This is a genomic window from Cryobacterium suzukii (assembly GCF_004403185.1).
GTDB classification, from domain to species: domain Bacteria; phylum Actinomycetota; class Actinomycetes; order Actinomycetales; family Microbacteriaceae; genus Cryobacterium; species Cryobacterium suzukii.
The window spans coordinates 141,909-168,165 of the sequence record NZ_SOHJ01000013.1 but is presented as its reverse complement, the minus strand read 5'-3'; the positions used below and the strand labels follow the sequence as shown (position 1 = coordinate 168,165).

Here is a 26,257-nt window from a genome sequence, read left to right as displayed (position 1 = left end):
CCGCATGAAGGGCCTCAGTCAAGGATAGGCGGTGGCCCTACACTTGAACCCCGTGAATGTTTTTTCTCCGCCCCTGCCCACGCCCGCTTCCCTCCCCGCCGCCGTCCTGTGGGACATGGACGGCACGATCGTCGACACCGAACCGTATTGGATGCGTGCCGAGACCGAGCTCATGGCCGAGTTCGGCGGCGTCTGGACTCACGAAGACGGAATGTTGCTGATCGGGTCAGGATTGTGGAATTCTGCGGCAATTCTGCAAGCGCGGGGCGTCGATCTCACCGCTGACGCCATTGTCGCGCGCCTGACCGACCGCGTGCAGCAGCAGCTGGCCGAACACGGGATTCCCTGGCGTCCGGGGTCTCGTGAGCTTTTGCGGCAGCTGAAATCCGCTGGCGTCCCGACTGCACTCGTCACAATGTCGGTGGAGCGCATGGCGCGCCAGATCATCGACCTCATCGACTTTGCCGCCTTCGACGTTGTTGTCGCCGGCGATATGGTTACAAACAGCAAGCCGCATCCTGATCCGTATCTTGTCGCCGCCGAGCAACTCGGCGTCGACCCGACAACGTGCATCGCGATCGAGGATTCCGTGCCGGGTGTCGAATCCGCTGTTGCCGCCGGCACGATCACCATCGCCGTTCCCCACCAGATCGACCTGCCGGAGAGCGCGCTCTACACGCGGTGGCCGACGCTCGACGGGCGGACGATCCACGATATTGCGGCGTTGTATCACCATTTGAAGCGTTCCGATGCGCCCTCTCCCATTCACCCTCTCGACCCCACCGGGTCCGCCCGAAACGAAAGCGCACCACTCGCATGAGCAACAATCAGGTCATCCAAAACAGTGGACTCTTTCGTGTCGGCGACCGGGTACAACTCACCGGGCCCAAAGGGCGGATGAACACCATCACCCTTCAGGAAAGCCTGACCTTTCATACCCACCGCGGCATCCTCGCGCACGACGACATCATCGGGCAGCCCGACGGGTCGGTCGTCACCAACAACGTTGGCGTCGAGCACCTAGCGCTGCGGCCTCTTTTGGTCGACTTCGTGATGAGCATGCCGCGCGGTGCAGCCATCATCTACCCCAAGGATGCTGCGCAGATTCTGGCGCAGGCCGACATCTTTCCCGGCGCCACCGTCGTTGAGGCCGGCGTTGGTTCCGGGGCCTTGTCGCTCTGGCTGCTGCGCGCGATTGGGCCGGCCGGCCGTCTCGCATCCTTCGAACGAAGAGAAGAATTCGCCGACGTCGCCCGTGACAACATCGCTACCTTTCTCGGAAATGATCCGCAGAACTGGACCATCACCCTGGGCGATCTTGCCGAGACGCTGCCCGATACCATGCCGTCGCAGAGTGTTGACCGGGTGGTCCTCGACATGCTGGCACCCTGGGAATGCCTGGGCGCCGTCTCCGAAGCACTGAAGCCGGGAGGAGTGCTGCTGTGCTATGTCGCCACGGTGACGCAATTGTCCCGTGTGGCCGAGGCCATCCGCGGCACCGGTTTCTACACCAATCCGGATTCCCATGAAACGATGATTCGCGGTTGGCACGTTGAGGGACTCGCAGTGCGTCCCGACCACCGAATGATCGGCCACACCGGTTTCCTGATCACCGCGCGTCGGCTCGCCCCCGATACGATCCTGCCCGAGCTGAAGCGACGTCCGTCTAAGACGGACTTCAGCGACGCGGATGTCGAGGCCTGGACCCCGGGGGCGCTCGGTGAACGCAACGTCAGCGCCAAGGTCATGCGCAAACGTGTGCGGGCCGCTGGCACGAGCGCCGAGCTTTCCAAGGCTCGCGACCTCGACGCCGGTTAGGATAGGGCCCGGCCCGTTTCGGTTGTACTGCACCGCGGCCGCAGCCGCAGCAGCACCCGCACCCGCACCCGCACCAACCTCACACCCGCGTAGCAGATCCATGCTGCAGCAACCCCGTACCGAAAGAAGGACTTGTGCGCAAAGCATCCGCGCTGATCGTCACCGCCGGCCTCGTGATGACGGCATTGACCGCGTGCGCTAGCCCCGGCACGGCTGAAGCCTCCTGCGAAACGGCGGCCACGTCCGGTGCGGCCTCGACGTTGGTCTCGGCGGTCGGCGACTTCGGCTCGGCGCCCGACGTCAGCTTTCCGACGCCGCTCAAGTCATCAACTACTCAGCGCACACAAATAATCGCGGGTTCCGGTGAGAAGCTCGTAGCCGGTCAAATGGTCTCCGCCGTCATGACCATGTATAACGGAACGACCGGCGCTGCCATTCAGCAGGCTCCGTTCGACGGCAGCGTTGCCTTTCCCACCGCCCTCGCCGACATCACCCTCCCCGGAATCGTCGCCGGCCTGCTGTGCGCCCGCGAAGGTGAGCGTATCGCCCTTGTCATTTCCCCCGATGATGGGTTCGGTCCCGCCGGCGGTAACGAGCAGCTCCGGGTCGAAGCGACGGATGCCATCGTGGTCGTCGTTGACATCGTCAAGGCTTATCTGCCGCGAGCCGACGGAGCCAACCAGATCGTGGCCAATGGCCTTCCTGCCGTGGTGCTCGATGAAAACGGTGTCCCGGGTATTGTCGTCCCCAACGGGGACGCTCCCAGCACGCTCGAAATCGGTGTGCTCAAGCAGGGTACCGGCGATAAGGTCGAAGAAGGGTCGACGGTCACGGTAAATCTCGCCGGCGTGCTCTGGAAGGAAAAGACAAGCTTCGTGTCGACCTGGACCAACGGAAGCCCCGTTCAAATGGTCCCCAACGCGATAATCCCCGGTCTGGCAACGGCACTCATCGGACAGCCGGTCGGCTCACAGATCGTCGCCGTCATTCCTCCCGACCAGGCCTACGGTGACGCAGCGGATGCCACTATTCCGGCCGGTTCCACGCTCGTCTTCGTCGTCGATATTCTCGGCGTCAACTAAGTCGGCTGGCCCGCATGTCTACCCCGCCGGAGTCGGAATCTCGGGAAAGCGCGACCGAGGCCAAGCCGTTGCTGGTGACGGCACCTGAACGGCTGTTCAGCTTGGTCCTCGCCCTCGTGGCAACGGAATCAGGGCTGACCAAGGCCGACATTCTCGCGAACGTGCAGGGTTACCGACAGCGATTCTCGTCCGGCGGTTCGAACGAGAGTTTGGAGCGCCAGTTCGAGCGAGACAAGGATGACATCCGGGAATTGGGGATTCCGCTCGAAACAATTGAGTCGCCTGATGATCCGGGCAGCAATCACTTTTTGCGGTATCGAATTCCGAAGGGACTCTACGACCTACCCGCCGACGTGACCTTCACTCCCGACGAGGTATCCCTACTCAAACTCGCTGGTACGGTCTGGCGGGAAGGATCGTTGTCCGGGGAATCCCGCCGGGCCCTGATGAAGTTGAACTCCCTCGGCGTCGAATCGAGCGAACCGGTCCTGGGCTACGCCCCCTTGTTGCGCACGCAAGACCAGAGCTTCGAACCGTTGAGCAAGGCCCTCGACCGCGCGCAGGTTGTGGCATTTCTTTACCTCAAACCGGGGGAGACCAAGCCGGCCCGTCGAGAAGTTTCTCCGCGTGCGTTGGTGCAGCACGAAGGCCGGTGGCACCTCTACGCAACGGATGAGGTCGCTCACTCACCGCGCACCTTTTTGCTGGCTCGCATCGTGGGCACGGTGAGCGTCCTGGCGAACTCCACTCCGACTCCGATTAGTGTCGGCGCAGCGGGCAACGCGACCGATAGCGCACGTGCGCTCTTGGAACTCGATGCCCTGTGGGCCAGCAATGTTGCCCTCATCGTCGTGGTGTCAGGATCCGACGCTGCCGTGCGGCTCGCCGCGCGGCAGGCGGCTCAGTATCCCGCACCCCGGCCGGACCCGCCAACGACGCTTGAGCGCAGCCTGCACTTCACCGACCTGAACATCCTCGCCGACGAACTGGCGGGGTTCGGTCCCGAAGTGTTCGTCGAGAGTCCACTCGCGTTACGCACAGCCGTACACGATCGACTGGTGGCCGCTCGTGACGCTCACGCCAGTGCACTCCCCGCGTCCCCGCCCGGCCGCACACAGCGCCGCCGACCGACTCCGCTGCACGCGCAGACCTCCCAGCCAGCCAGCCAGCCTCGGGTCGCCGGAGACCAGCTCACCCTCCTGCTTTCCCTCGTCCCGTTCCTGATCGACCAAGGGCCGGTCACCGTCACCGAGGTGGCCGAGCGTTTCGGACTGTCAGTGGAACGGGTGCGGGCACTGGTCAGCCTCATCGCACTGTCTGGAATTCCCGGGGAGACCCGTCAATACCTGCACGGCGACCTGTTCGACATTCTCTGGGACGAATTCGAAACCAATGATCGGATCGTGCTCACCCACCAGGTCGCCATCGATGACTCCCCTCGATTCTCTGCGCGCGAGGCCGCAGCACTCATCGCTGGACTGCAGTACCTGTCTGCCCTGCCGCACAACGCTGACACCGATGCGATCGCGTCGCTGATGGCGAAGTTGACCCGCGGCGCATCGGCGCCACCCACCCAGGTCGCCGTCGCGCAGCGTGACGCCGGGACGACCCGCGAGATTGTGCAGGCTGCCCTCAGCACAGGGATGCAGGTCGAGTTCGACTACCTCAACGCGCGTGGCGACCAGGAACACCGCCTCGTTGATCCCTTGCGCATTGAGTCCGTCGACAACGACTGGTACCTCCGGGGCTGGTGCCACCTTCGCGAAGCCGTGCGAACCTTCCGTCTCGACCGGATGACCGGTCCCCTCATCACGGCCGCGCCGCGCAGTTCACACGCGCTTGACCTGCTGCTGCCGGACACCCTGTTTCAGCCGTCCAGCGACGACGTTGATGTCCGACTCGAGCTCCCAACCGCTGCGCTGCCGTTGCTGGCCGATTACCGACCCGAGCGGTCCGAGGTGGTCGGAGCAGGCGCACGCACGCGTACAACCCTGCGCGTCGCTCACGCCCACGTGCTTAAACGCCTCGTCACCGGCCTCGCTGGCATTGTCACCGTGCTTGAACCGGCAGAAGCACGCAAAGTTGTTTTCGACTGGGCGGCAGCCGGACTGGCGCAGTACGCCGGCGACAATCGGCCCGAATCGGACAAGGGGTAGAAGATGCCGTGGTGGTCGTGGTTGCTCATCTGGGGCGTCCTGGTGGCCGGTCTCTTCACCGTCCTCGGCTGGTACGCGATGACGCTCTACCGCAAAGCCGTAACGACCCTGCGGGCCCTCGAGCTCCTCAGTGATCAAGTTTCCGCCGTGGACCTCGTTGCGCCGTCGGTCTCCGTCTCGTTCGTCCCCGCCGTATTCGCGGACGCGGCTGTTGTGCTCCGCAATGTCGAGCAGAACCGAGCTGACCGCAGTCACCGGAACCAGGTGCGTCGCGATGCGCGGATCGTGCGGGGTAAACTGATGCGAAACGCCCGCTAGCTAACACAGAGGACACACCCTCATGCTGCAAAACCTGACCGGATGGCATTTCTTGATCATCCTCGTCGTCGTACTGCTTCTCTTCGGTGCGCCAAAGCTTCCTGGACTCGCGCGCAGCCTGGGGCAGTCGATGAAGATCTTCAAGAGCGAGATCAAGAGCGACGCTGTCGACCCTGATCCCAACGCCGCACCGCGGTCGACGAGCACGACGAGCACGACCGGCGACGACGTGTCGAAGACGTCCCTCCCGACCGTGCCCCGCCCAGCCGACCCCGCCTCGAAGCCCTAGCCCCGAATGGTCCGTGCTGGGCGGAGTGCGACCGAAGCTGGAAAGATGTCGCTGGGGCAGCATCTGATCGAACTGCGCAAACGCCTCTATCTGGCTGCAGCCGGGCTTCTGATCGGTGCTATCGCTGGTTGGTTCCTCTCCGATTTTGTCTGGGATCAATTGCGAGAGCCGATCTACGCCATCATCAATGCGCAGCATCGCAACGCTCAGATCAATTACCCGGACATCACGAGCGCCTTCGATCTCAAACTCAAAATTTCACTCTATGTCGGTCTTATAGTTTCCAGCCCGGTGTGGCTTTATCAGGTCTTCGCATTTTTGGTTCCTGGTCTCACCCGCACCGAAAAGAAATACACATTCGGGTTTCTCTTCACGGCCATTCCCTTGTTTCTGGCTGGCTGTGCGGCGGGTTGGGTCGTGCTTCCGCACGTGGTCGAGCTCATGACGAGTTTCGCGCCCACCGAGGATTCAGCGTTCATTAATGCGCAGGGCTATTTCGACTTCGTACTCAAGCTCGTCGTGGCGATCGGTATTGCCTTCGTCCTGCCGGTCTTCATAGTGCTGCTCAACTTCGCCGGCGTGATCAGTGCGGCGTCGATCATTAAATCCTGGCGGATCGCCATTTTGGTCATCGTGCTCTTCACTGCGATCGCTACCCCGGCCGCTGACGTCGTCTCAATGTTCCTGCTGGCCATTCCCATGGTCATGTTGTACTTTGCCGCCTACGGCATCGCCTGGTTGCACGATCGCCGAGCGGCCAAGAAAGTACTGGCTTTCGAGAAGGAATTCGCGCTTTAGTCTGTCCTGAGAGTCGTTTGTAGCAAATTGTTAAGGATCACGTGACGCACACGCAATCGCCGGCCGAACGGTATTCGGCCGCGCGCACCCGAGCAAGCCAGCCGAAGTTGCTGGCTTTCGATCGCGGCCTGAAATTCGATCTCGATCCGTTCCAGCGTGAGGCCTGCGCGTGCCTTGAGGCCGGCAATAGCGTGCTCGTCGCTGCGCCGACTGGAGCGGGCAAAACCATCGTCGCCGAATTCGCCATCTATCTGGCAATGCAGCAGCCGCGGGCGAAGGTTTTCTATACCGCGCCCATGAAGGCTCTCAGTAATCAAAAATTCCAGGAGTTCGTTGCCGAGTACGGAGCGGACCAGGTTGGGTTGCTCACCGGAGACAGCAACGTCAACCCGGGGGCACGCATCGTGGTCATGACGACCGAGGTGCTCCGCAACATGCTTTACGCCGATTCCGATTTACTCACCGACCTCGCTTTCGTGGTGATGGATGAGGTGCACTACCTGGCGGACCGCTTTCGCGGTGCCGTGTGGGAAGAAGTGATCATCCATCTGCCCCAGCCGGTGCGCATGGTGTCGCTGAGCGCGACCGTGTCGAACGCCGAGGAATTCGGCGACTGGTTGCAGGCAGTTCGCGGTGAGACCGACGTGATCGTGTCTGAAGAGCGGCCGGTTCCGCTCGAACAGCACGTTCTGGTCAAGAACAATATGCTCGATCTGTTCGATTCCACCGGACTGATCGGTGCTCATCGGGTCAATCCCGAACTCGTGCGTATGGCGCACGCCGGCGGGCGCTCGGCCGGGGGGCGTGGTCGCGGTTCTGGTCGCCAGGGCGGCTCTTCCGCGGGCTTTCGGGGGCATGATAAGCAACGTCCACAGTTTGACGCCGGTCGAATGGACCGCGGAGATATCGTGCGAATGCTCGATGGCAAACACCTGTTGCCGGCTATTTTCTTCATCTTCAGCCGGGTCGGCTGCGACCAAGCCGTCCGGCAGGTGCTCCGCTCGGGGGTTCGTCTGACCCAGGATCATGAGCGCGAGGAAATTCGTCAGATCGTTGACGATCGATGCCGCACTCTGCTCGACGAAGACCTCGGCGTGCTGGGCTACTTCGAGTGGCTCGACGGACTCGAACGCGGTGTCGCCGCCCACCACGCCGGTCTGTTGCCGGCGTTCAAGGAGGTCGTTGAAGAACTTTTCCAGAAGAAACTTGTCAAGGCTGTCTTTGCCACCGAAACGCTGGCTCTGGGAATCAACATGCCCGCCCGCACGGTCGTTCTTGACAAACTCGAGAAGTTCAACGGCGAAGCCCGCGTGCCGATCACCCCGGGGGAGTACACCCAGCTGACCGGGCGGGCCGGTCGCCGCGGAATCGACACGCTTGGTCACTCGGTCATACAGTGGGCACAGGGACTGGATCCGCAGGCGGTGGCCTCGCTCGCCTCCCGGCGTACGTATCCGCTGAATTCCAGCTTCAAGCCCACCTACAATATGGCCGTCAACCTCATCGACCAGTTCGGCGTCACGCGCACGCGCGGTGTACTCGAGTCGTCATTCGCGCAGTTTCAGGCAGATCGGGCCGTCGTCGATCTGGCCCGGACGGTGCGCCAGCAAGAAGAATCCTTAGCCGGGTTCAAGGCCAGCATGACCTGCAACCTGGGCGACTTCGAAGCGTACTCGGCTATCCGTCGACGGCTCACCGAGGTGGAGCGCGAGGGTACCAAGGCCGACAATTCCCTGCGCGGCGAACGTGACAAACGCCAGCGTGAGGTGACCAGCCTACGCAAGCAAATGCGCGCCCATGGCTGCCACCACTGCCCCGATCGAGAGGCGCACTCCCGCTGGGCGGAACGCTGGTTCAAGCTCAAACGCCAAACGGATGCCCTCAACCAGCAAATATCGCAACGTACCGGAGCCATCGCCCGAGTCTTCGACCGGGTGACCGACGTTCTGCTCGGCTACGGCTACCTCGAATCGAATGCGAGCGGCGCCATCGGCCTCAGCGAGAGCGGACGCATCCTGCGCCGAATCTACGCGGAAAGGGACCTGCTGGTCGCTGAAGCTCTGCGCCGCGGTCTGTGGAACGAACTCGACGCCGCGAGCCTCGCCGCGATGGCCTGTGCGCTCGTCTTTGAGCCGAGACGTGAAGAAGGCCTGATCGACGCTAGGTACCTGCCGAAGGGGCCGTTCAGACCGGCCCTCGACGAAACCCAGGAACTGTGGAGCCGCATCGACGATCTCGAGCGGGACCACAAACTTCCCGGCAGTAATCCACTCGCGGTCGGCCTCAGCCTCGCCATGTGGAAGTGGGCTCGCGGCGCGTCGCTGGCCGACGTACTCTATGAGGCCGAGATGGCCGCCGGTGACTTCGTGCGCTGGACGAAACAGACCATTGATTTGCTCGACCAACTCAGCATTGCCGGCGACGGACAGGTCGGGCCGACCGCACGTAGCGCCATGGACGCGATCCGCCGCGGCATCGTCGCCTACTCCTCGGTTGCCTGAATTCACTATGTGGGGGAATGAGCGCGCGTTCAGCCTGCCGCTGTGGGCGGCCCTTCTCGTCGCAGCCGGCGCCGGCGCGGTTCTGGATGCCGGTTTCCCGGATCGCGACTGGTGGTATCTTGCGCCGGTGGGGGTCGCCCTCATGCTCCTGGCTCTGCTCGGTCGCAGTCTGGCGACTGGACTGCTCGTGGGCCTGGTCGCCGGATTGTCTTTTTGGTTGATCCATATCTTTTGGATCACTCTGTATCTCGGTCTCGTGCCGTGGTTCGCGCTCGGCGGGCTGGAGAGCCTGTTTTTCGCCGTAGGGCTCGGCTTCACCGCCGTCGTCCTCCGGCATGGTCCTCGGGTCTGGCCGAGTGCCTGGGGTCGTCTCGGCGTTGTGCCGGTTATCGTCGCAGGCCTGTGGACGGCCAGGGAGGCGATCAGCGCGGTCTGGCCCTACGGCGGCTTTGCCTGGGGCCGGGTTGCCCTGTCACAGTCGGAGAGTCCGTTTGGTCCGCTCGTGGCCTGGGTGGGCTTGTCAGGTCTGAGCTTTATTCTGGTCTGGCTGAGTGCTCTCGCCGTCCAGTTATTCCGCGAACCGGAGCTGGCGCGCACGCTGCGTACGGGGATCGCCGTCGGTGCCGTAGCGGTTGTCCTTGCCGTCCCGGCATGGCCGACTATCCAGATCGGCGAGGTTCGCCTCGCCGCAGTGCAGGGAAACGCGGATGCCGGCCTGTTTGCCGAGAATTTGCCGGGTCAGATTCTGCAGGATCACATCTCGGCCACCTTGCCGCTGATCGGCGAGAAGGTCGATTTCGTCGTTTGGCCGGAAAACGCGAGCGACATCGATCCCACCAGTTCTGAGGCAGCCGCGCAAATGCTCGACTACATCAGTACCAAAATGGATGCCCCTCTCATCACCGGCACCATCACCAAGCCCGATGACACGTACTACAACAGTTCGCTGCTCTGGGAGGCCGGCCGTGGCGCCGTCGACGTTTATGACAAAGTGCACCCGGTGCCGTTTGCCGAGTACATGCCGGATCGGGCCTTCTGGCGGCCATTCGCACCGGAACTGATCGACCTGATCGGCCGGGACTACGGCATCGGCACCCGTGACAATACTTTCGACATCAACGGGGTTCTGGCGGGAATCGCGATCTGCTTCGACATCGCCGACGATCAGCTGGTGCACGAAATGATCGACGACCAGGCTCAAATCATTCTCGCTCAAACCAACAACGCCGATTTCGGGCGCACCGACGAGAGCGTACAACAGCTGGCCATCGCCCGGCTGCGCGCAATGGAAACAAGCCGTACGGTGGTCAATATCTCGACGGTGGGTTCGAGCGCGATCATCACTCCCGATGGGGCGACGCTCGCTAGCCTGCCGACGTTTACAGCGGGAGCCATGGTGCAGAGCGTTCCGCTCAGCGACACGATCACGCCGGCGGTAGTGGCCGGCCGCGGGCTCGAATGGCTCGTCTCCGGGTTGGGGTTGGCTGGCTTGGCTCTGTGCACGCTTTCCCCCCGGCGCCGACGACTTCGTTAGGAGCAGCGCTGTCAGGGAAGGACCGGTTAACCAACAACGACCCCGGCACACAGTGCGGGGTCGTGCGGGTGCAACCGGCGGTTAAGCGCCGATCTTCTGCTGGCCACCACGGCGGAGGCGCAACACCGAGAGGCGCTCTTCGAGCAGCTCTTCGAGTTCGTCCCTGGTGCGGCGTTCCAACAACATGTCCCAGTGGGTCCGAGCGATCTTCTCGTCGGAGTGGTCAACGATCACCGGCAGGGAGTCGACCAGACGGGTCGCCGTACGTGCACAGTATTTGCATTCCCATTCGTCCGGAGCCTCGGCGTCGGCCGAAAAAATCATTACCGTCTCGCGCCCACACGTTTCACACCGGTAGGTGTGAGTAACACGGGGGGAGAAGGTGACGCCTTCTTCGCTCTGAAGGCTTTGTGCGCCCAATCTCATGCCACGCAAACTGCGGTCAGCCATAGTGTGGTCTCCTCTCGCTCGCGATCACAATTCGACCACGATGCTTACACAGTTGTAAACCATCAAGCTGGGCGTTAACCTTCCCGGACCCCCCGTTCTGGGAGGTAATTCTCAGGTTCGGCGAGTAATGGCTTCCACAGCAAGATCCGTGCGATCGGTCACGATGCCGTCAACTCCCAGATCGAGCAGTCGAATCATGTCCAGCGGGTTGTTGATGGTCCACACGTGCACCTCGACGTCCACTCTATGCATCATCGCGATGAATCGGGGCGTGACAATTCGGACCGGTCCGGCCCGCTCGGGTACCTGAACGGCGACGCAGCCCGCGAGAGTCCGGCGAACGAGAGAAGTGAGGCCCAAATTCGTCGCCGCCACGGCCCGGGCCACGAGCGGCGACGATGCGGAGGAAACCACACCGGGCAGCAGGTCAACCACGCGGCGGCGACGCGAGTCGTTGAACGAGGTCACGAGAACTCGAGCCGTGGCTCGCTGGTCACGAATAGCCTGTGCGGCCGGGTCGGCCGCGGCATCCGTCTTGATGTCGATATTGAACAGCGCCGATGGGAACGCTTCGAGCGCGTCGGCGAGGGACGACAACGATTGGCCGTAGCCCAGATTGATGCGCCTCAGCTCAGGCATGGTCAGCTGCTCGATGCGTACGTCCCGTCCGAGCGCGGTCAGGTCGGCGTCATGGCTGATCACGGCCACACCGTCGAGCGACACGTGCACGTCGGTTTCGAGATGGGTAGCCCCGCCCGACAGAGCCTTCGCAAAGGCGAGCAAGGAGTTTTCCGGCGCCTTTCGTGCCAAACCGCGATGCGCGAAAACCCGGGGATGCGGCGCGGCCAGAAAGACGGACTGTGCGCTCTCCGCCACCGCCTAGACCTGCGGCGTTGCGGCGCCCGCGGATGCGGCCCGTTTTAGGTCCTGGGCATTCGCACCGAACGCACTGCCGATGCCCTTCATCGCCTCGGTCAGTTCGCTCGGCACGATCCAGAGCTTGTTGGCGCTGCCCTCGGCCAGCTTGGGCAGCGTCAGCAGGTACTGGTAGGCGAGCAGCTTCGGATCTGGATCTCCGTCGTGAATGGCCTTGAACACGGTGGTAATGGCTTCGGCCTCACCCTGTGCGCGCAATACCGCAGCCTTGGCGTCACCCTCGGCCTCAAGGATCGCCGCCTGGCGAGCGCCTTCGGCGGTGAGAATCGCGGACTGCTTGGTACCCTCCGCCGTCAGGATGAGCGCGCGACGGTCACGTTCGGCTCGCATCTGCTTCTCCATCGAATCCTGGATGGAGTGGGGTGGCTCGATTGCCTTGAGTTCGACTCGGCCCACCCGGATGCCCCATTTGCCGGTAGCTTCGTCGAGCACGATGCGCAACTGGCTATTGATGTTGTCACGGCTAGTCAAAGCCTCTTCGAGGTTCAACCCGCCGACTACGTTACGCAGGGTGGTCGTGGTGAGCTGTTCGACCGCACCGAGGTAGTTGTTGATCTCGTAGGTGGCGGCGCGGGCATCCGTTACCTGAAAGTAGACAACGGTGTCGATGGACACGACGAGATTATCTTCGGTGATCACCGGCTGCGGGGGAAAAGACACCACTTGTTCGCGAATGTCGAGGAGCGGTCGCACCCGGTCGACGAACGGCACGAGAAGATTCAAACCGGGAAGCAGCGTCTTGTGGTACTTGCCGAGGCGCTCAACCACCCCGGCGTTGCCCTGAGGGATGATGCGAATGGCGCGCACGAGAATGACGATGACGAATACCGCCAACACCGCGAGGAGGGCGATCACGAAGATCTGACCGATAAAAGCTGCGGGGTCAAGCATTGTTCTGGGTCCTTTCGGCGGAGATGACGACGGCGGTGGAGCCTTCGATAAGGTGTACGGTGACCGGCTTGCCGGGCTCGACACCAGACGCGAAACTGGCGTCGTTGTTGGGATGGGCCGGCAGAAGCCGAGCGGTCCAGGTTTCGCCGTTGGCCAGTTTCACCAGACCCCCGGTTTCGGTGACCGTCGACATGACGCGGCCGGTCATTCCGATCAGCGCGTCGATGTTGCTGAGCGCCGGATCGCCCCCCTTGCGTAAGGCCCGCAATAAAAAGGGACGGATGGTCAAAAGCAGAAGCACTGACAGCCCTGCGGCGACCACGATCTGCAGCCACCAGTCCAGTCCGAGCAAGTTCGCGGCCAAACCACCAAGACTGCCGATGGAGATCATCAGGAAGGTGAATTCCAAGCTCAGCAGCTCGATGGTGATGGCCACGAGAATGAACACGAGCCACAAAATCCAGAGATAGTCGGTCAGGTCGACCATGTGTGACACCTTCCCCATTCCGTTTCACCTTGAAACTAGCAGGTACCGGGGACAACACGCCGAGGGAGCGGGTGAGGCTTGTTGATAAGGTCGAAAGAGTGGGTAGTGGCCGATCAGGTCACACTTCATTACGGAAAAAAGTTGAGCGAATTAGAGGAGCATGCGTGACCAATCCACTTGCAGCAGGATCACTCGAGGGCAAGCGCGTACTCGTCACCGGCTCGTCCCGCGGTATCGGGGCCGATACTGTCGGCTATTTCGCGCAGGCCGGAGCGCGGGTCGTCATCAACTACCGCAATAAAGAGGCGCGAGCGAACAAACTAGCCGAAGCCATTCGCGCCGCCGGCGGGGAAGCCATCACGGTCGGCGCCGACCTGACCGACCCGGCATCGGTAGCCGCGATGTTCGCGACGATCAAGTCCGAATACGGAGGCCTCGACATTCTCGTGATGAACGCATCGGGCGGTATGGAAAGTGGCATGGCCGCTGACTACGCCCTCAAACTCAATCGCGACGCCCAAGTCAACTTGTTAAACGGAGCCATCCCGCTGCTCGGAGACGATTCCCGGGTTGTCTTTGTCACCAGCCACCAGGCGCACTTCATTAATACGACAACCACCATGCCGGAATATGAGCCGGTCGCCCGCAGCAAGCGCGCGGGCGAAGACGCCCTGCGCGCCGTCATTCCCGAGCTTGAAGAGTCCGGTATCGGATTCGTCGTCGTCTCCGGCGACATGATCGAGGGCACTATCACGGCGACGCTACTCGAACGGTCCAACCCGGGCGCCCTCAATGCCCGCAAGGAGGCAGCGGGGCGCCTCTACAATGTCAGCGAATTCGCGGCGGAGATCGTCTCGGCCGCGGTGGACCCGGTTCCGGTCGGAAATACCCGTTTGGTCGGCGACACGACCGGGTTCACGAGCGACTAGGAAGCGAGAAAACAATGAAGGCTGCCGATCTTCCGCTGCTTTGCTCTGTGTCGCGCCCGACGATCCATCCTGATGGTTCGCGGGCGGTTTTCTCGCGCGTGAATGCTGACTTTGCAGCGGATGACTACGTCGGCCAGCTGTGGACCGTCGCGCTAACGGGGGAGCCGGCTCCGCGCCGCATCACCCGGGGCTTTCGTGACTCGGCACCCCAGTTTTCCCCGGACGGCAGCCTGATAGCGTTTCTCAGGGCCGACGCCGGCGGCACCGCGCAGTTGCACGTCGTCGACGCGGCCGGGGGCGAGCCCCTGGCAATGACCGACGCGGTCCTCGGCGTGACTGACTTTCGTTGGCATCCAAACGGTGGCCGGATCGCCTTCCTGGCCCGGGTTCCCGAGCGTGGACGCTACGGCACGGTTGTCGGCCTGTCGGCGGATTCAGAACCAGCACGTCGCATCGAAACCCTGCGATACCGGTCGAACGGAGTCGGCTACACCAATGACCGGCGCGTGCACGTGTTCCTTGCCGTGGTGCCCAACGTCTGGGGCGAACCGACGCCCGCTCTCGCACCCGTTTTGGCTGACGCAACTCGCGCTGACCCTCAAGACCAGCCGGGTGCCGGGTTGAACGCCGTTCCCCCAGCGCGGGCCAGCCTGCCGTCCGGACTACCGGTCGCGCGCCAGGTAACCGCGGGGGATTTCGATCATTCCGGCCTGGCCTTTGCGGGTGAGGGGTCAAGGCTCCTCACTATCTCGGCGCGTCATGCCGGCCGTGACAACGACCTGCGCAGCGAAGTAATCGAACTCAACCTCAGCCTCGACGAAGAAGCCACCAAGGCGGACGAAATACTCGCTCCGGCTCGTACCGTCGTGCGTTCGACGGAGAACCTGAGCATTTCGGCTCTCGCCAGTGACGATGACGGTAATCTCTGGCTGCTCGCCACCGACGTGGGTGCGACCGGACGAGATTTCGTCGGACGGGTAAGCGCCCTGTACCGCTGCCCTGTCCCGCTTGACGGTTCAGCACCGATACGCGTGACCGATCCAGACCAGACCGACCAGGATTTACTCGATCTGGAGGCAACCGGCGGTATTAGTCCGATGGCGGACGGCTCCGTACTCGTGCTGCGTGGCAGTCGCGGCCGAGTTGATCTGCTTCGGGTATACCACGATGGGCACGTGGAGCCACTCGACTGCGGAGCAACCGTCGCGACCTCAGTTGGTACCAGCGGCGAATCTGTCGTCGTCGCCGTGCAGACCGCCGGTACGTCCGGTGATCTCGTTCTCCTACACACGGGCCTCGTCGGCACGCAAACGCCACACCCCGAACCGAAACGCCTCACCGACTTCTCCGGGCGCCTTCGCGCTACCGGCGTGGTTGCGGGCATCGAACTCACGATCACCGGGCGAGACGGCTACCGGGTGCACGGCTGGGTGCACACCCCGCCAGGGCAGGGCCCGCACCCGGTGCTCCTGACCATCCACGGAGGCCCGTACGCCCAGTACACCGGCGCGCTCCTCGATGAGACCCAGGTCTACGTCGACGCGGGTTATGCGGTAGTCCTCTGCAACCCGCGCGGATCATCCGGTTATGGCCAAGCGCACGGTCGCGCCATCCGCCAGCGTATGGGTACCCTCGACCTGGCTGACGTGTTGGACTTTCTCGACGGTGCCCTCGAAGCCGAACCCGTCCTCGATGCACAGCGTGTCGGCATCATGGGCGGCTCTTACGGGGGCTATTTGACCGCTTGGACGATCGCACACAATCACCGATTCGCCGCGGCCATCGTGGAACGCGGTTTTCTCGATCCCGACGCATTTGTCGGTACGAGCGACATCGGCGATTTCTTCGGTGACGAATATGCAGGAACGGATGCCAACCTGGTGCGGAGTCAAAGTCCGCAGTTCCTGGTCGGCCAGGTAAAAACCCCGACGCTCGTTCTGCATTCCGCGCAGGATCTGCGCTGCCCGTTGTCGCAGGGCGAGCGGTACTACGCGGCGCTCAAACGCGGCGGGGTTCAGGCCGAACTGGTCATTTTTCCGGGGGAGAACCACGAACTCAGCCGTACCGGACGCCCCCGGCACCGTTTGCAACGGTTCGAGATTATTCTGGACTGGTGGGCCCGATTTCTGCCCAGTGCCGCCAATCACAGGAGATCCGATGACCTCGACCACGAAAACGGACACCCCGTCACCTGAACCGGAGATCGCGGACAGCCACGACCTGATCCGGGTGCATGGTGCCCGTGAAAACAATCTCAAGAATGTCAGCGTGCAGATTCCGAAGCGGCGCCTGACCGTGTTCACGGGCGTGTCCGGCTCTGGCAAGAGCTCGCTGGTGTTCGGCACGATTGCTGCCGAGTCCCAGCGCATGATCAACGAGACCTACAGCACGTTTGTGCAGGGGTTCATGCCCACCCTCGCCCGGCCAGACGTCGACCTACTCGACGGGCTGACGACGGCCATCATCGTCGACCAGGAACGAATGGGTGCCAACGCGCGTTCGACCGTCGGGACCGCCACCGATGCCAACGCGCTCCTGCGCATCCTGTTCAGCCGGCTTGGCCAGCCGCACATCGGCTCGCCGCAGGCGTACTCCTTCAACGTCGCCTCGATCAGTGGCGCGGGCGCCGTCTCAATCGAACGCGGTGGACAGACCGTGAAGGAGCGGCGCAGCTTTAGCATCACCGGTGGAATGTGTGCACGCTGCGAGGGGCGGGGCTCGGTCACCGACATTGACCTGACCGCGCTTTACGACGACTCTAAGTCTCTCAATGACGGCGCACTCACCATTCCCGGCTACAGCATGGACGGCTGGTTCGGTCGTATCTTCAACGGTTGTGGATTCTTTGACCCCGATACACCGATTAAGGACTTCACCAAACAGGAGCTGCACGACCTGCTCCGCAAGGAGCCAACCAAGATCAAGGTCGAGGGGATCAACCTCACCTATGAGGGGCTGATTCCCAAGATCCAGAAATCGATGCTTTCCAAAGATGTCGATTCGCTGCAACCGCACATCCGAGCTTTTGTGGAACGGGCGGTGACTTTCACCGTTTGCCCCGACTGCGACGGCACCCGACTCAGCGCGGCGGCCCGTTCGTCGAAGATCAACGAGATCAGTATCGCTGATGCCTGCGCGATGCAGATCAGCGACCTGGCCGAGTGGGCTGGGAGTCTGGCTGATTCCTCGGTCGCACCGCTACTGGAGTCGTTGCAGCACCTGCTCAAATCCTTTGTCGAGATCGGGCTGGGCTATCTCTCGCTCGACCGCCCCTCCGGCACGCTCTCCGGCGGTGAGTCCCAGCGCACCAAGATGATCCGCCACCTCGGCTCGTCGCTCACCGACGTCACTTACGTCTTCGATGAGCCGACAATCGGCCTGCATCCGCACGACATTCAGCGCATGAACACCCTGCTGCTCCAGCTGCGTGATCAGGGCAACACCGTGCTCGTCGTCGAGCACAAGCCCGAGATGATCGCGATCGCCGACCACGTCGTCGACCTCGGCCCAGGAGCCGGAACGGAGGGTGGCGACATCGTGTTCGAGGGCACCCTGGCCGGTCTTCGATCGAGCGATACGCTGACCGGCCGGCACCTGGACGACCGGGCCGCTGTGAAACCAAGCGTGCGCAGACCTGCCGGGGTATTGCAGGTGCGCGGCGCTACCGCCCACAACCTGCAGAACGTCGATGTGGACATTCCACTCGGTGTGCTGACCGTGCTGACCGGCGTTGCCGGGTCGGGAAAGAGCTCACTGATCCAGAGTTCGGTAGCGGGCCGCGACGGAGTGGTCTCCATCGACCAGGGCTCGATCAGGGGCTCCAGGCGCAGCAACCCGGCGACCTACACGGGGATTCTCGAACCGATTCGCAAGGCCTTTGCCAAGGCCAACGGCGTCAAACCGGCACTTTTCAGTTCTAATTCAGAGGGAGCCTGCCCCAACTGTAACGGTGCCGGCGTCATCTACACCGACCTGGGCGTGATGGCCGGTGTCGCAATACCCTGTGAGGTATGCGAAGGAAAGCGATTCGATGCATCCGTTTTGGAATACCACCTCGCGGGACGCGACATTAGTGAGGTGCTGGCGATGTCGGTGACCGATGCCAGGGAATTCTTTGGTACGGGCCAGGCACGTACCCCTGCAGCCCATGCGATCCTGGGCCGGCTCGCCGATGTCGGGCTCGGCTATCTCAGCCTCGGCCAACAGCTGCCGACGCTGTCCGGCGGCGAACGCCAGCGGCTCAAGCTCGCCACGCACATGGCCGAAAAGGGTGAGGTGTATGTTCTGGACGAGCCCACCGCCGGCCTGCACTTGGCCGACGTCGAGAATCTGCTTGGCCTGCTCGATCGGCTCGTCGATTCCGGGAAGTCTGTCATCGTCATCGAGCATCATCAGGCCGTCATGGCGCACGCCGACTGGATCATCGATCTCGGTCCGGGCGCAGGTCACGACGGCGGCCGAATCGTCTTTGAGGGAACGCCCGCCGACCTCGTGACCACGCGCTCGTCCCTCACCGGCGAGTACCTCGCGGCCTACGTCGGTGCCGAGCACTCGACTCCGTAGTCCGGCCAGCACGCCCGCGGGCTAGGTTAAAAGCGCGACCAGTGTTTCGCGGGCGCCGACCGTGTGCAGCAGCTCAAGCGCTTGGTCGTAGGCTCCGACAAACGTCGTGTCGTCGACGAGATCGCCGAACAGGTCGCGGTCGCGCAGGAACGAATGTCGGTCAGAGGCGAATCCGGCAGCGTTATTCATGACACGTTCCTTTAGACGGTCGGCGACCTCGATCGGCTGGCCCTGCTCATCCGTTCCCTCCGCGTAGCGGGCCCAGCTGGCCACGATCGCTGCTGACAACTGCACCGAACGACCGGCCGCGAGCTGGTCGACGATCACCGGCACGAGCCACTTCGGGATCCGGTCAGAGGACTCGTTGCACAGCCGCGCGACGGTGTCGCGCACGCTCGGGTTCGAGAACCGCGCGATGAGCTCGTCCTTGTAAGCGTCGAGGTCGATGCCGGGCACCGGCTTGAGCGTGGGGGAGCCCTCGCGGTCCATGTAGGCGCGCAGGAAGAGTGAGATCAGCGGGTCGGCCGCGGCGTCGTGCACGAGCCGATAGCCCATCAAATGTGCGAAATAGCACAGGCCCTGGTGGCTCGCATTCAACAAACGCAGCTTCATGAGCTCGTAGGGCTCGACGTCGGCGACGAGCTGGGTGCGCACGTGCTCGTAGGGCGGGCGCCCGTCGGTAAAGGAGTCCTGTAAGACCCACTGGAAGAAGGGCTCGCACACCACGGGCCAGGCGTCCCGCACGCCGAAGGTTTCGGCGACCAGCGCGCGATCGGTATCCGTTGTGCCGGGAGTGATGCGGTCAACCATGCTGTTCGGAAAGCTCACGTTGGCATCGATCCAGGCGGCAAGTTCAGCGTCGCGGGCGGTCGCGAATGCCACGAAGGTGCGGTGGGCAACCTCACCGTTGTTTTGCAGGTTGTCGCACGACATGACCGTGAACGGGGTCACTCCGCGGTCGCGCCGGCGCCGCAGAGCCTCCACGGTAATGCCGAAAACTGTGGCCGGCGCGGCGCCGGGCGCCAGGTCGGCCTGCACTTGAGGGTTACCGAAGTCAAAAGCCCCGGTCACCGGGTTGATGTTATAGCCGCCCTCGGTCACGGTGAGAGAGACGATCTTCACCTCGGGGCTGGCCATCCGCTCGATGACAGCATCGACGTCGTCGGGGGCGAACATATAGTCGATGATCGATCCGATGACGCGGCCCTCCAGATGCCCGTCGGCATGCTTTTCGACCAACGTGTAGAGGCCATCCTGGGCAGCCATGACGTCTCGCATGCGTGAGTCACCGGCCAGCACGCCGACTCCGCAAATCGCCCAATCACGGGCCAGGCCCTGGCTGAGCAGGTCGTCGATCATGAGTGCCTGGTGCGCACGGTGAAACCCGCCGACACCGAAGTGAATGATGCCCGCGGTCAGTCCGGTGCGGTCGTAGGACGGAACGCGTACGGTGGCCGCGAGGGTGGCCAGGGCATCCGTCGTGAGGACGGTGCCGGTGGAAAAAGGGGGAGTGGTGAGCGTGGTCATGTGGGTCTCAATTCAGTCGAGCGTCATCAAATGGAATGCGAGCGGGCACACCGTGGAAGCCGGGCTGCGTTCCCCGCAACACGGATGCCATCACGGCGGCCACCAGATACAGCGCGGCGAAGAGCACCACGAGTCCGAGTGCGCCGAGGGTGCCGTAGAGCAGGGCCACGAGGAGCGGGCCGGCGAACACGGCCGCGCCGATGCCGAGGTTGTAGGAGCTCATCGCCGCGCCTGGCTGCTGTGGGGCGAGCGACACAGCGATCGCGGACAGCGGCACAAACCCGGCAAGGCCGATTCCGAAGATCGCGCCAACGATAAGGGTGAGGCCGTAGGCGAACGGCCAGCCCTGGCCGATGGCATAGATGGGAACGACGTAGAGGCCGATCATCGACACGGCGCAGAGCACTGCGCCGAACCAGGTCACGGTGCGGCTCCAGCCGAAGCGGTCGCCGAGCGCGCCGAAGACGAGGTTGAAGGGAATGTTCACCGCATAGATCACGGTGGTGAGAATCAGGAACTGGCCGATCGACCAGTTGAACCGGTCCACAAACAGGGCCGGGAAGAAGATTGCCATGCCGTAGGTCGGGATCGAGTTGATCATGCGGGTGAGCATCACGAGCAGCACCCTGGGCTTGGTGGAGAGAAGCTTGAGCCCATAGGACAGGACTTTGACGACCTCCTCGGGGTTGTCGACGAGGGGATTGCGGCCGGCCTTCTCCTTGACGCCGATGAAGGCAACGAGGGCTCCGACAATGACGAGCACGAGGGAAACCCAGAGGGTTTCGTACATCGAGAGATGGAAGATATCGAGGGCGCCGGTCGCAACGAGCGCACCGAGGGTGGGAAGTCCAGCGGTGAAAGCCACGTAGAACCAGCCGATGGAACTCGCGAGGTGTTTGGGGTTGGCGGTCGCGGTGATCCACACCAGAAACCCGTAGGCAAAGAAGGGGTACCCAAAGCCGCGCAGGCCGTAGGTGACGAAGATGAGCATGACGTTGCTTGAGGTGAGGGCGACGGTGAGAAAGAGCAGGTTGAAGACGACCCAGATACCGGCGCCGATCATCATCACGCGGCGCGGGCCCCACAGGTCAGAGAGTGCGGCTGAAAGGAACGCGGCGATGGCGACGGCCACGCCATAGACGGTGACCAGTGTGCCGACCAGGGGGATGCTGAAGCCGTGATCGCCGGTGAGGAATGGCGCAAGAATGTTGGTTTCGACGCCGTCACCGACCATGAACAGGGCTAGTCCGATGTACCCCCACAGCAGCGGGCGGGGGAGTCCAAGTCGGTCGAGTAGCCCGTGCCTCACGAGGCCGCGTGTCGCGCCTGCGGGGGTGCCTGGGTGGGTGAGAGCCTGAGCTGCCATTCTTCGCGTCCTTACGATGGTCCAGAGATTGAGCGCACCAAAACTAACACATGTTCTTACTTATTTAACACGCCGTCTGTTATGAAATACGCATTTGCTCACATCGATTTAACAACACGCGTCGGGGCGCCTATTATGGCGAACATGAAGCTGGCCCACGTCACCGACGACGATTCCCTCACGCGCGATGGCCTCACCGGTCCGGTGCGGCGGAGCGAACTGGTGCGCCACATCGAGGAACACGGGCCCGTGCGACTCGAAAAGCTTGTCGAAACCTTTTGCGTCAGCGCCATGACGATTCACCGCGACCTTGATCTCCTCGCCCGCGAGGGACTTGTCGAACGCGTGCGGGGCGGGGCTCGTGCGAAGCCGCATCCGTTTGCCGAACAGGATGTCCGCCTGCGCCGGGCGACCAGGGTCGGCCTCAAGAAGGCTCTCGCCGCAGAGGCAGCCCTGCTGATTCGGACCGGTGACGTTGTGGCTTTCGACGACTCGACTACGGTCGCAGCCATGCTCGGCCACCTCGCCGCACGGGCGCCGAGCGCGGTGGTCACCCACGCGCTGGGGCTGATGCGCGAACTGACGCTGATGCATCCGCAGATTACGCTCGTGGGTCTCGGTGGCCAATACGTGCACGAGACAGACTCATTTCTCGGTGCCGTCGTGGTCGAGCAGCTCAGCCGGGTCTCTGCCGACGTGGTTTTCGTGTCGACCACGACAGTGAAGAACGACGCTCTCTTTCACCCGGACGCCGCGGCCGCCGAAACGAAGCGAGCCTTGCTCACTCGGGCCGATCGCAAGGTGCTGGTGCTTGACGACAGCAAGTTCGAGGCCAAGGGTCTGTATCACGTGGCTGACCTGGCCGACTTCGACGACGTGGTCGTCAATGCCGAACTCGCGCCGGAGCTCCGTGAGCACCTCAACACGCTCGATTTGCGCGTGCATTACATACCCACTCCGTCTGTCGAATTCTAGACATGCCAGGCCCATCGGACTCGCTGGCAGAGCTTCTACAAAGTGACCGATAATGCACATTATGTCAATAGATTGATTTCAGCGTGCCCCCTCTCACCCGTGCTGGTGTCGGGCAACCTCATCTTCCCGCCCGAGTAGAGCGCGAAACTAACGTGCGTTCAGCCGCAGACGAAATCTTTTCACGGCCGACACTGTAGGCAGACCCCAGCCCACAGATAACGTCCCGGTCGCGTTCAAACAGTTGTTGGGGTGTTGTTCTGGCCCGTCTGCATCCAGACTGGAGCTATGAGGACAATGACGTTACCGAATACCCACTTCGAAGTCTCCAATATCATTCTGGGGCTGATGCGGATCGTTCCTCTCGCCGACGAAGAGATCCGATCCTTGGTTGGAGCGTCCAGAGATGCCGGCATAAACTTCTTCGATCACGCCGACGTGTACGGCAGCGAGCCCCACGAATGCGAGCGGCGTTTCGGCGACGCCGTGACGTTTTCGGCGGAGGATCGGGCCAGCGTCGCCATCCAGTCAAAGGTCGGCATTAGAGCCGGCTTCTGGGACTTCTCCAAGGAGCACATCCTTGAATCCGTCGATGATTCGCTCACGGCGTTGAAGACCGACTATCTCGACCTGCTGTTGCTGCACCGCCCTGACGCACTCGTGGAACCCGACGAGGTCGCCGAGGCCTTCAACGTCCTGCACGATGCGGGAAAAGTGCTTAATTTTGGCGTCTCCAATCACACCCCGGGGCAGGTCGAGCTGCTGAAACACTCGGTGGCCCAACCGCTCATCGTGAACCAGGTGCAACTCAGCATCACGCACGCGCCGCTGATCGCCGCCGGCATTTCGGCCAACATGGCCGGCCTCGACCAGTCCATTGACCGGGACAACGGCATCCTCGATTACTGCCGGCTCAACAACATCACGCTGCAGGCATGGTCGCCGTTTCAGAAGGGGTTCTTCGATGGTATTTTTCTAAACGATCGAGAAAACTACTCCGCATTGAACGAGGTCATCGATGACCTGGCTCGAACCTATGCTGCTCCCCCGGCTGCCATCGCCGTTGCCTGGATCACCCGTCATCCTGCCCACATGCAGGTGGTTCTCGGCACGACAAGCGTGCGCCACCTTCTCGATTCGGCGGTGGGGTCTGATATCGCCCTCACGCGGGAGGAATGGTATCGACTCTTCACTGCCGCTGGACATATCTTGCCGTAGTCCGGCCCCAGAAACCCTTGGCGGTAAAAAATGGATGTCTCACTCGGTCTACTCACTCTCGTCGTCGTTGTCTGCGCGGCCAGCGCACTCGCTAGACGCTTGAACCTGTCTGTTCCACTGCTCCTGGTAGTTGTCGGCGTCGTCGGCTCATACCTGCCGTTCATTCCAGCCGTAGAGCTCGATCCGGAACTGGTGTTGGTGGGAATCCTTCCTCCGCTGCTTTACGCAGCCGCCATCCGTACCTCGCTGGTCGAGTTTCGTACCAACCTGCGATCCATCGGCCTGCTGTCAGTCGGTTATGTCATTTTCGGTACCGTGACCATCGGCCTGATCGTCTGGTGGCTGATCCCGGAAGTTCCCTTGGCTGCGGCGTTCGCCCTTGGCGCGGTGGTGGCTCCCCCGGATGCGGTGGCGGCGACTACGATCGCCCGCCGAGTGGGGCTCCCGCGCCGGGTAGTGAGTCTTCTGGAAGGTGAGTCGCTGGTCAACGATGCGACCGCACTGGTACTTCTTCGCACGGCGATCGTTGCTATTGGCGGTAGCGTCACTGTCTGGCAAGTGGCGTCAGACCTCGCTTTTGCCGCCGGTGGTGGTGTCGTGATCGGCCTGATCGCTGCGTGGCTCCTACTGCAGATCCGCAGACGCGTGCGCAATGTGGCCATAAACACGTCCATGTCGCTAGCGGCCCCGTTCGTGGCCTACATTCCAGCCGAGGAGATCAATGCATCTGGCGTGTTGGCTGTCGTTGTGGCCGGACTCGTGATCGGCACCAAGACGCCCGCCATGCCGGGCGGCGCGTCGCGATTGAGCCAGCGCAGCAACTGGGCCACGGTGCAGTTCCTGCTCGAGAACTCTGTTTTTCTGCTGATCGGGTTACAGGTGCGGTCGATCATTGAAGCGACCTCAGGCGACTCACTCGGTGCCGGGCGAATCTGGGGTGCCTGCGCTGTCATCCTCGTCGCAGTTCTCCTGTTGCGCCCGATTTGGGTGTTTCCCGCGATTTATCTCCCTCGGCTGATACCCAAAATTCGACGGGTCGACCCCGCACCGCCCTGGCAGTTGCCGACCATTGTGTCGTGGGCTGGCATGCGCGGTGTGGTCACCCTGGCTGCGGTATTCGCCCTGCCAGAGGACGTTGCCCACCGCCCCGTCCTCGTTCTCGCGGCCCTGGGAGTGGTGGCCGGAACCCTCGTTGTGCAGGGCCTGAGCCTGCCGTGGCTGGTTCGCATCCTGCGGGTGCGTGGTCCAGATACGAAAGCGGATGCGCTGAGCCAGGCTGCGCTAATGGACCAGGCCACCGCCGCTGGCATAGAAAACCTGCGCCGGCACGCGCGGGCCGACGATCCGCCTGAGGTGCTCGATATGCTCGAACGCCGCACACAGGAACGCAATCGAGCGGCCTGGGAGCGGCTCGGACGATCGGAGCTTGCAGACCGCACTCCCAGTAAGCGCTACGTACAGTTACGGCTGGCCATGCTCGATGCGGAACGAGCCCGGGTTCTAAAATTGCGCCGTTCGGGCGAATATGCCCACGAGGTGATCAGCGAAGTGCTCGAGATGCTCGATGTTGAGGAATCTATGTTGGACACCCCGCCTGACGATTTGGGCATCGACTTCAGCGCCGAAGCCCATCCCGCGACCCGGCCCGACAACGCTGGAGTCCCCCTGGGCGCCGGCGGCTGCGAACACTTACGGGCCGTCGGTGAGCATCCAGTGCCGCCGGACCCGGAATGTAGCGACTGTGTACGCGAAGGCACTACCCCGGTACACCTACGGATGTGCCTAATCTGCGGCAAGGTGGGCTGCTGCGATTCATCCGTCGGTCAGCACGCGACCAGGCATTTCCACGAGTCCGGCCACCCCATCATGTGCAGCGCCGAGCCGCGTGAATTGTGGCGCTGGTGTTACGTTGACGAGCTCCTCGGTTAGCGAGAGTTCGTCGATACGCCCGAGTACGTGTCCCCGAGGGCGGCAGCCTCGGCCGGGGTATCCACGAGCTTGAGGCCGACGACGCAGCCGATGAGCCCGACCAGCAAAGCGATCTTCAGCCAGGAGACAGTGGTATCCCCGCTGACCATCGCCCAGGTCACCGTTAGAGCTGCGCCGATGCCAACCCACACGGCATAGGCCGTTCCAATTGGAATTTCGCGCATCGCCCAGGCCAGGCCTCCCATGCTGAGCGCGAGCCCAGCACCGAAAATAACGGTCGGCCACAATTTGGTGAAACCCTCGGACTTGCCGAGAGCGGTTGCCCAGACAGCTTCGAGCACTCCGGACGCAATGAGTACGATCCACGACATAACTGTTACTCCTCGGCCAGTCTTGTCGCGATCCGGGTACTGATCCGTCGTCCGGGGGTCGCATTCCACGGCCTCCCCCGACGATAAGCACATCCGCTGAACAATCCCTGTGCAGAGGAGCT

Annotated in this window: 22 protein-coding genes and 1 riboswitch; of the genes, 15 read left to right on the top strand and 7 right to left on the bottom strand. The window is 62.7% G+C overall.

Annotation, left to right across the window (positions count from 1 at the left end; translation table 11 throughout):
- The first annotated feature begins 52 nt into the window (after positions 1-52).
- The 9 genes from E3T39_RS13555 (at position 53) to lnt (ending at position 10,496) form a co-directional block, all read left to right on the top strand.
- Positions 53-820, top strand: coding sequence for an HAD family hydrolase (locus tag E3T39_RS13555; protein ID WP_255455934.1), 768 nt, complete (start codon positions 53-55; stop codon positions 818-820).
- The gene (locus tag E3T39_RS13550) at positions 817-1,818 is read left to right on the top strand and encodes a tRNA (adenine-N1)-methyltransferase (RefSeq protein WP_104192702.1); all 1,002 of its coding nucleotides are present in this window, start codon (positions 817-819) and stop codon (positions 1,816-1,818) included. Before E3T39_RS13555 ends, E3T39_RS13550 begins: the two co-directional genes overlap by 4 nt.
- Before the next feature lie 134 nt (positions 1,819-1,952).
- Positions 1,953-2,900 carry an FKBP-type peptidyl-prolyl cis-trans isomerase gene (locus E3T39_RS13545; protein WP_134516193.1) on the top strand — a complete coding sequence of 316 codons (948 nt, stop codon included), beginning with the start codon at positions 1,953-1,955 and terminating at the stop codon, positions 2,898-2,900.
- A 14-nt stretch (positions 2,901-2,914) separates the two neighbouring features.
- Positions 2,915-5,056, top strand: coding sequence for a helix-turn-helix transcriptional regulator (locus E3T39_RS16505; protein ID WP_241979710.1), 2,142 nt, complete (start codon positions 2,915-2,917; stop codon positions 5,054-5,056).
- A 3-nt stretch (positions 5,057-5,059) separates the two neighbouring features.
- Positions 5,060-5,374 (top strand): hypothetical protein, encoded by a 315-nt coding sequence (locus tag E3T39_RS13530; protein WP_134516191.1) that lies wholly within the window; start codon positions 5,060-5,062, stop codon positions 5,372-5,374.
- 22 nt (positions 5,375-5,396) lie between these two features.
- Positions 5,397-5,663, top strand: coding sequence for a twin-arginine translocase TatA/TatE family subunit (gene tatA / locus E3T39_RS13525; RefSeq protein WP_134516188.1), 267 nt, complete (start codon positions 5,397-5,399; stop codon positions 5,661-5,663).
- 45 nt (positions 5,664-5,708) lie between these two features.
- A complete protein-coding gene (gene tatC / locus E3T39_RS13520; protein ID WP_104192853.1) occupies positions 5,709-6,461 on the top strand; it encodes a twin-arginine translocase subunit TatC in 753 nt (250 codons plus the stop codon).
- Between the two features lie 41 nt (positions 6,462-6,502).
- Complete coding sequence (locus tag E3T39_RS13515; protein WP_134516185.1) at positions 6,503-8,962, top strand: DEAD/DEAH box helicase; 2,460 nt, start codon at positions 6,503-6,505, stop codon at positions 8,960-8,962.
- Positions 8,955-10,496: an apolipoprotein N-acyltransferase gene (gene lnt, locus E3T39_RS13510; protein WP_241979709.1), complete on the top strand. Its 1,542-nt coding sequence runs from the start codon at positions 8,955-8,957 to the stop codon at positions 10,494-10,496. The genes E3T39_RS13515 and lnt overlap by 8 nt, the downstream gene beginning before the upstream one ends.
- An 81-nt stretch (positions 10,497-10,577) precedes the next feature.
- Here lnt and E3T39_RS13505 read toward each other — a convergent pair whose 3' ends face one another.
- The 4 genes from E3T39_RS13505 to E3T39_RS13490 form a co-directional block, all read right to left on the bottom strand.
- Positions 10,578-10,946 (bottom strand): RNA polymerase-binding protein RbpA, encoded by a 369-nt coding sequence (locus E3T39_RS13505; RefSeq protein WP_134516182.1) that lies wholly within the window; start codon positions 10,944-10,946, stop codon positions 10,578-10,580.
- 111 nt (positions 10,947-11,057) lie between these two features.
- Complete coding sequence (locus E3T39_RS13500; RefSeq protein WP_241979708.1) at positions 11,058-11,822, bottom strand: glycerophosphodiester phosphodiesterase family protein; 765 nt, start codon at positions 11,820-11,822, stop codon at positions 11,058-11,060.
- Between the two features lie 3 nt (positions 11,823-11,825).
- Positions 11,826-12,773, bottom strand: a complete 948-nt coding sequence (locus E3T39_RS13495) for an SPFH domain-containing protein (protein WP_134516179.1) — start codon at positions 12,771-12,773, stop codon at positions 11,826-11,828.
- Positions 12,766-13,260: an NfeD family protein gene (locus E3T39_RS13490; RefSeq protein ID WP_134516176.1), complete on the bottom strand. Its 495-nt coding sequence runs from the start codon at positions 13,258-13,260 to the stop codon at positions 12,766-12,768. Before E3T39_RS13490 ends, E3T39_RS13495 begins: the two co-directional genes overlap by 8 nt.
- A gap of 164 nt (positions 13,261-13,424) precedes the next feature.
- Here E3T39_RS13490 and E3T39_RS13485 point away from each other — a divergent pair, with 164 nt between their 5' ends.
- From E3T39_RS13485 to E3T39_RS13475, 3 genes are all read left to right on the top strand, one after another.
- The gene (locus E3T39_RS13485) at positions 13,425-14,189 is read left to right on the top strand and encodes an SDR family oxidoreductase (RefSeq protein ID WP_134516174.1); all 765 of its coding nucleotides are present in this window, start codon (positions 13,425-13,427) and stop codon (positions 14,187-14,189) included.
- 98 nt (positions 14,190-14,287) lie between these two features.
- Positions 14,288-16,384, top strand: coding sequence for a prolyl oligopeptidase family serine peptidase (locus E3T39_RS13480; protein WP_338145282.1), 2,097 nt, complete (start codon positions 14,288-14,290; stop codon positions 16,382-16,384).
- The gene (locus E3T39_RS13475; protein WP_134516171.1) at positions 16,347-18,752 is read left to right on the top strand and encodes an ATP-binding cassette domain-containing protein; all 2,406 of its coding nucleotides are present in this window, start codon (positions 16,347-16,349) and stop codon (positions 18,750-18,752) included. The genes E3T39_RS13480 and E3T39_RS13475 overlap by 38 nt, the downstream gene beginning before the upstream one ends.
- A gap of 21 nt (positions 18,753-18,773) precedes the next feature.
- On the opposite strand, the gene E3T39_RS13470 is transcribed toward E3T39_RS13475, so the two are convergent.
- Positions 18,774-20,279: a mannitol dehydrogenase family protein gene (locus E3T39_RS13470; RefSeq protein ID WP_134516169.1), complete on the bottom strand. Its 1,506-nt coding sequence runs from the start codon at positions 20,277-20,279 to the stop codon at positions 18,774-18,776.
- A 7-nt stretch (positions 20,280-20,286) separates the two neighbouring features.
- On the bottom strand, positions 20,287-21,645 hold the full coding sequence (locus tag E3T39_RS13465; RefSeq protein WP_134516167.1) for an MFS transporter: 1,359 nt from the start codon (positions 21,643-21,645) through the stop codon (positions 20,287-20,289).
- 135 nt (positions 21,646-21,780) lie between these two features.
- Between E3T39_RS13465 and E3T39_RS13460 the strand changes: the two genes are divergently transcribed.
- From E3T39_RS13460 to E3T39_RS13450, 3 genes are all read left to right on the top strand, one after another.
- Positions 21,781-22,620 (top strand): DeoR/GlpR family DNA-binding transcription regulator, encoded by an 840-nt coding sequence (locus tag E3T39_RS13460; protein ID WP_166784136.1) that lies wholly within the window; start codon positions 21,781-21,783, stop codon positions 22,618-22,620.
- Positions 22,621-22,905: 285 nt separating this feature from the next.
- A complete protein-coding gene (locus tag E3T39_RS13455) occupies positions 22,906-23,835 on the top strand; it encodes an aldo/keto reductase (RefSeq protein ID WP_134516164.1) in 930 nt (309 codons plus the stop codon).
- A gap of 30 nt (positions 23,836-23,865) precedes the next feature.
- Positions 23,866-25,764 carry a Na+/H+ antiporter gene (locus E3T39_RS13450; protein ID WP_134516162.1) on the top strand — a complete coding sequence of 633 codons (1,899 nt, stop codon included), beginning with the start codon at positions 23,866-23,868 and terminating at the stop codon, positions 25,762-25,764.
- On the opposite strand, the gene E3T39_RS13445 is transcribed toward E3T39_RS13450, so the two are convergent.
- Positions 25,761-26,135, bottom strand: coding sequence for a DMT family transporter (locus tag E3T39_RS13445; protein WP_134516160.1), 375 nt, complete (start codon positions 26,133-26,135; stop codon positions 25,761-25,763). The two genes, E3T39_RS13450 and E3T39_RS13445, sit on opposite strands and share 4 nt — an antisense overlap.
- Positions 26,136-26,146: 11 nt before the next feature.
- A riboswitch (guanidine-III (ykkC-III) riboswitch) is annotated at positions 26,147-26,212 on the bottom strand.
- Positions 26,213-26,257: the final 45 nt, after the last annotated feature.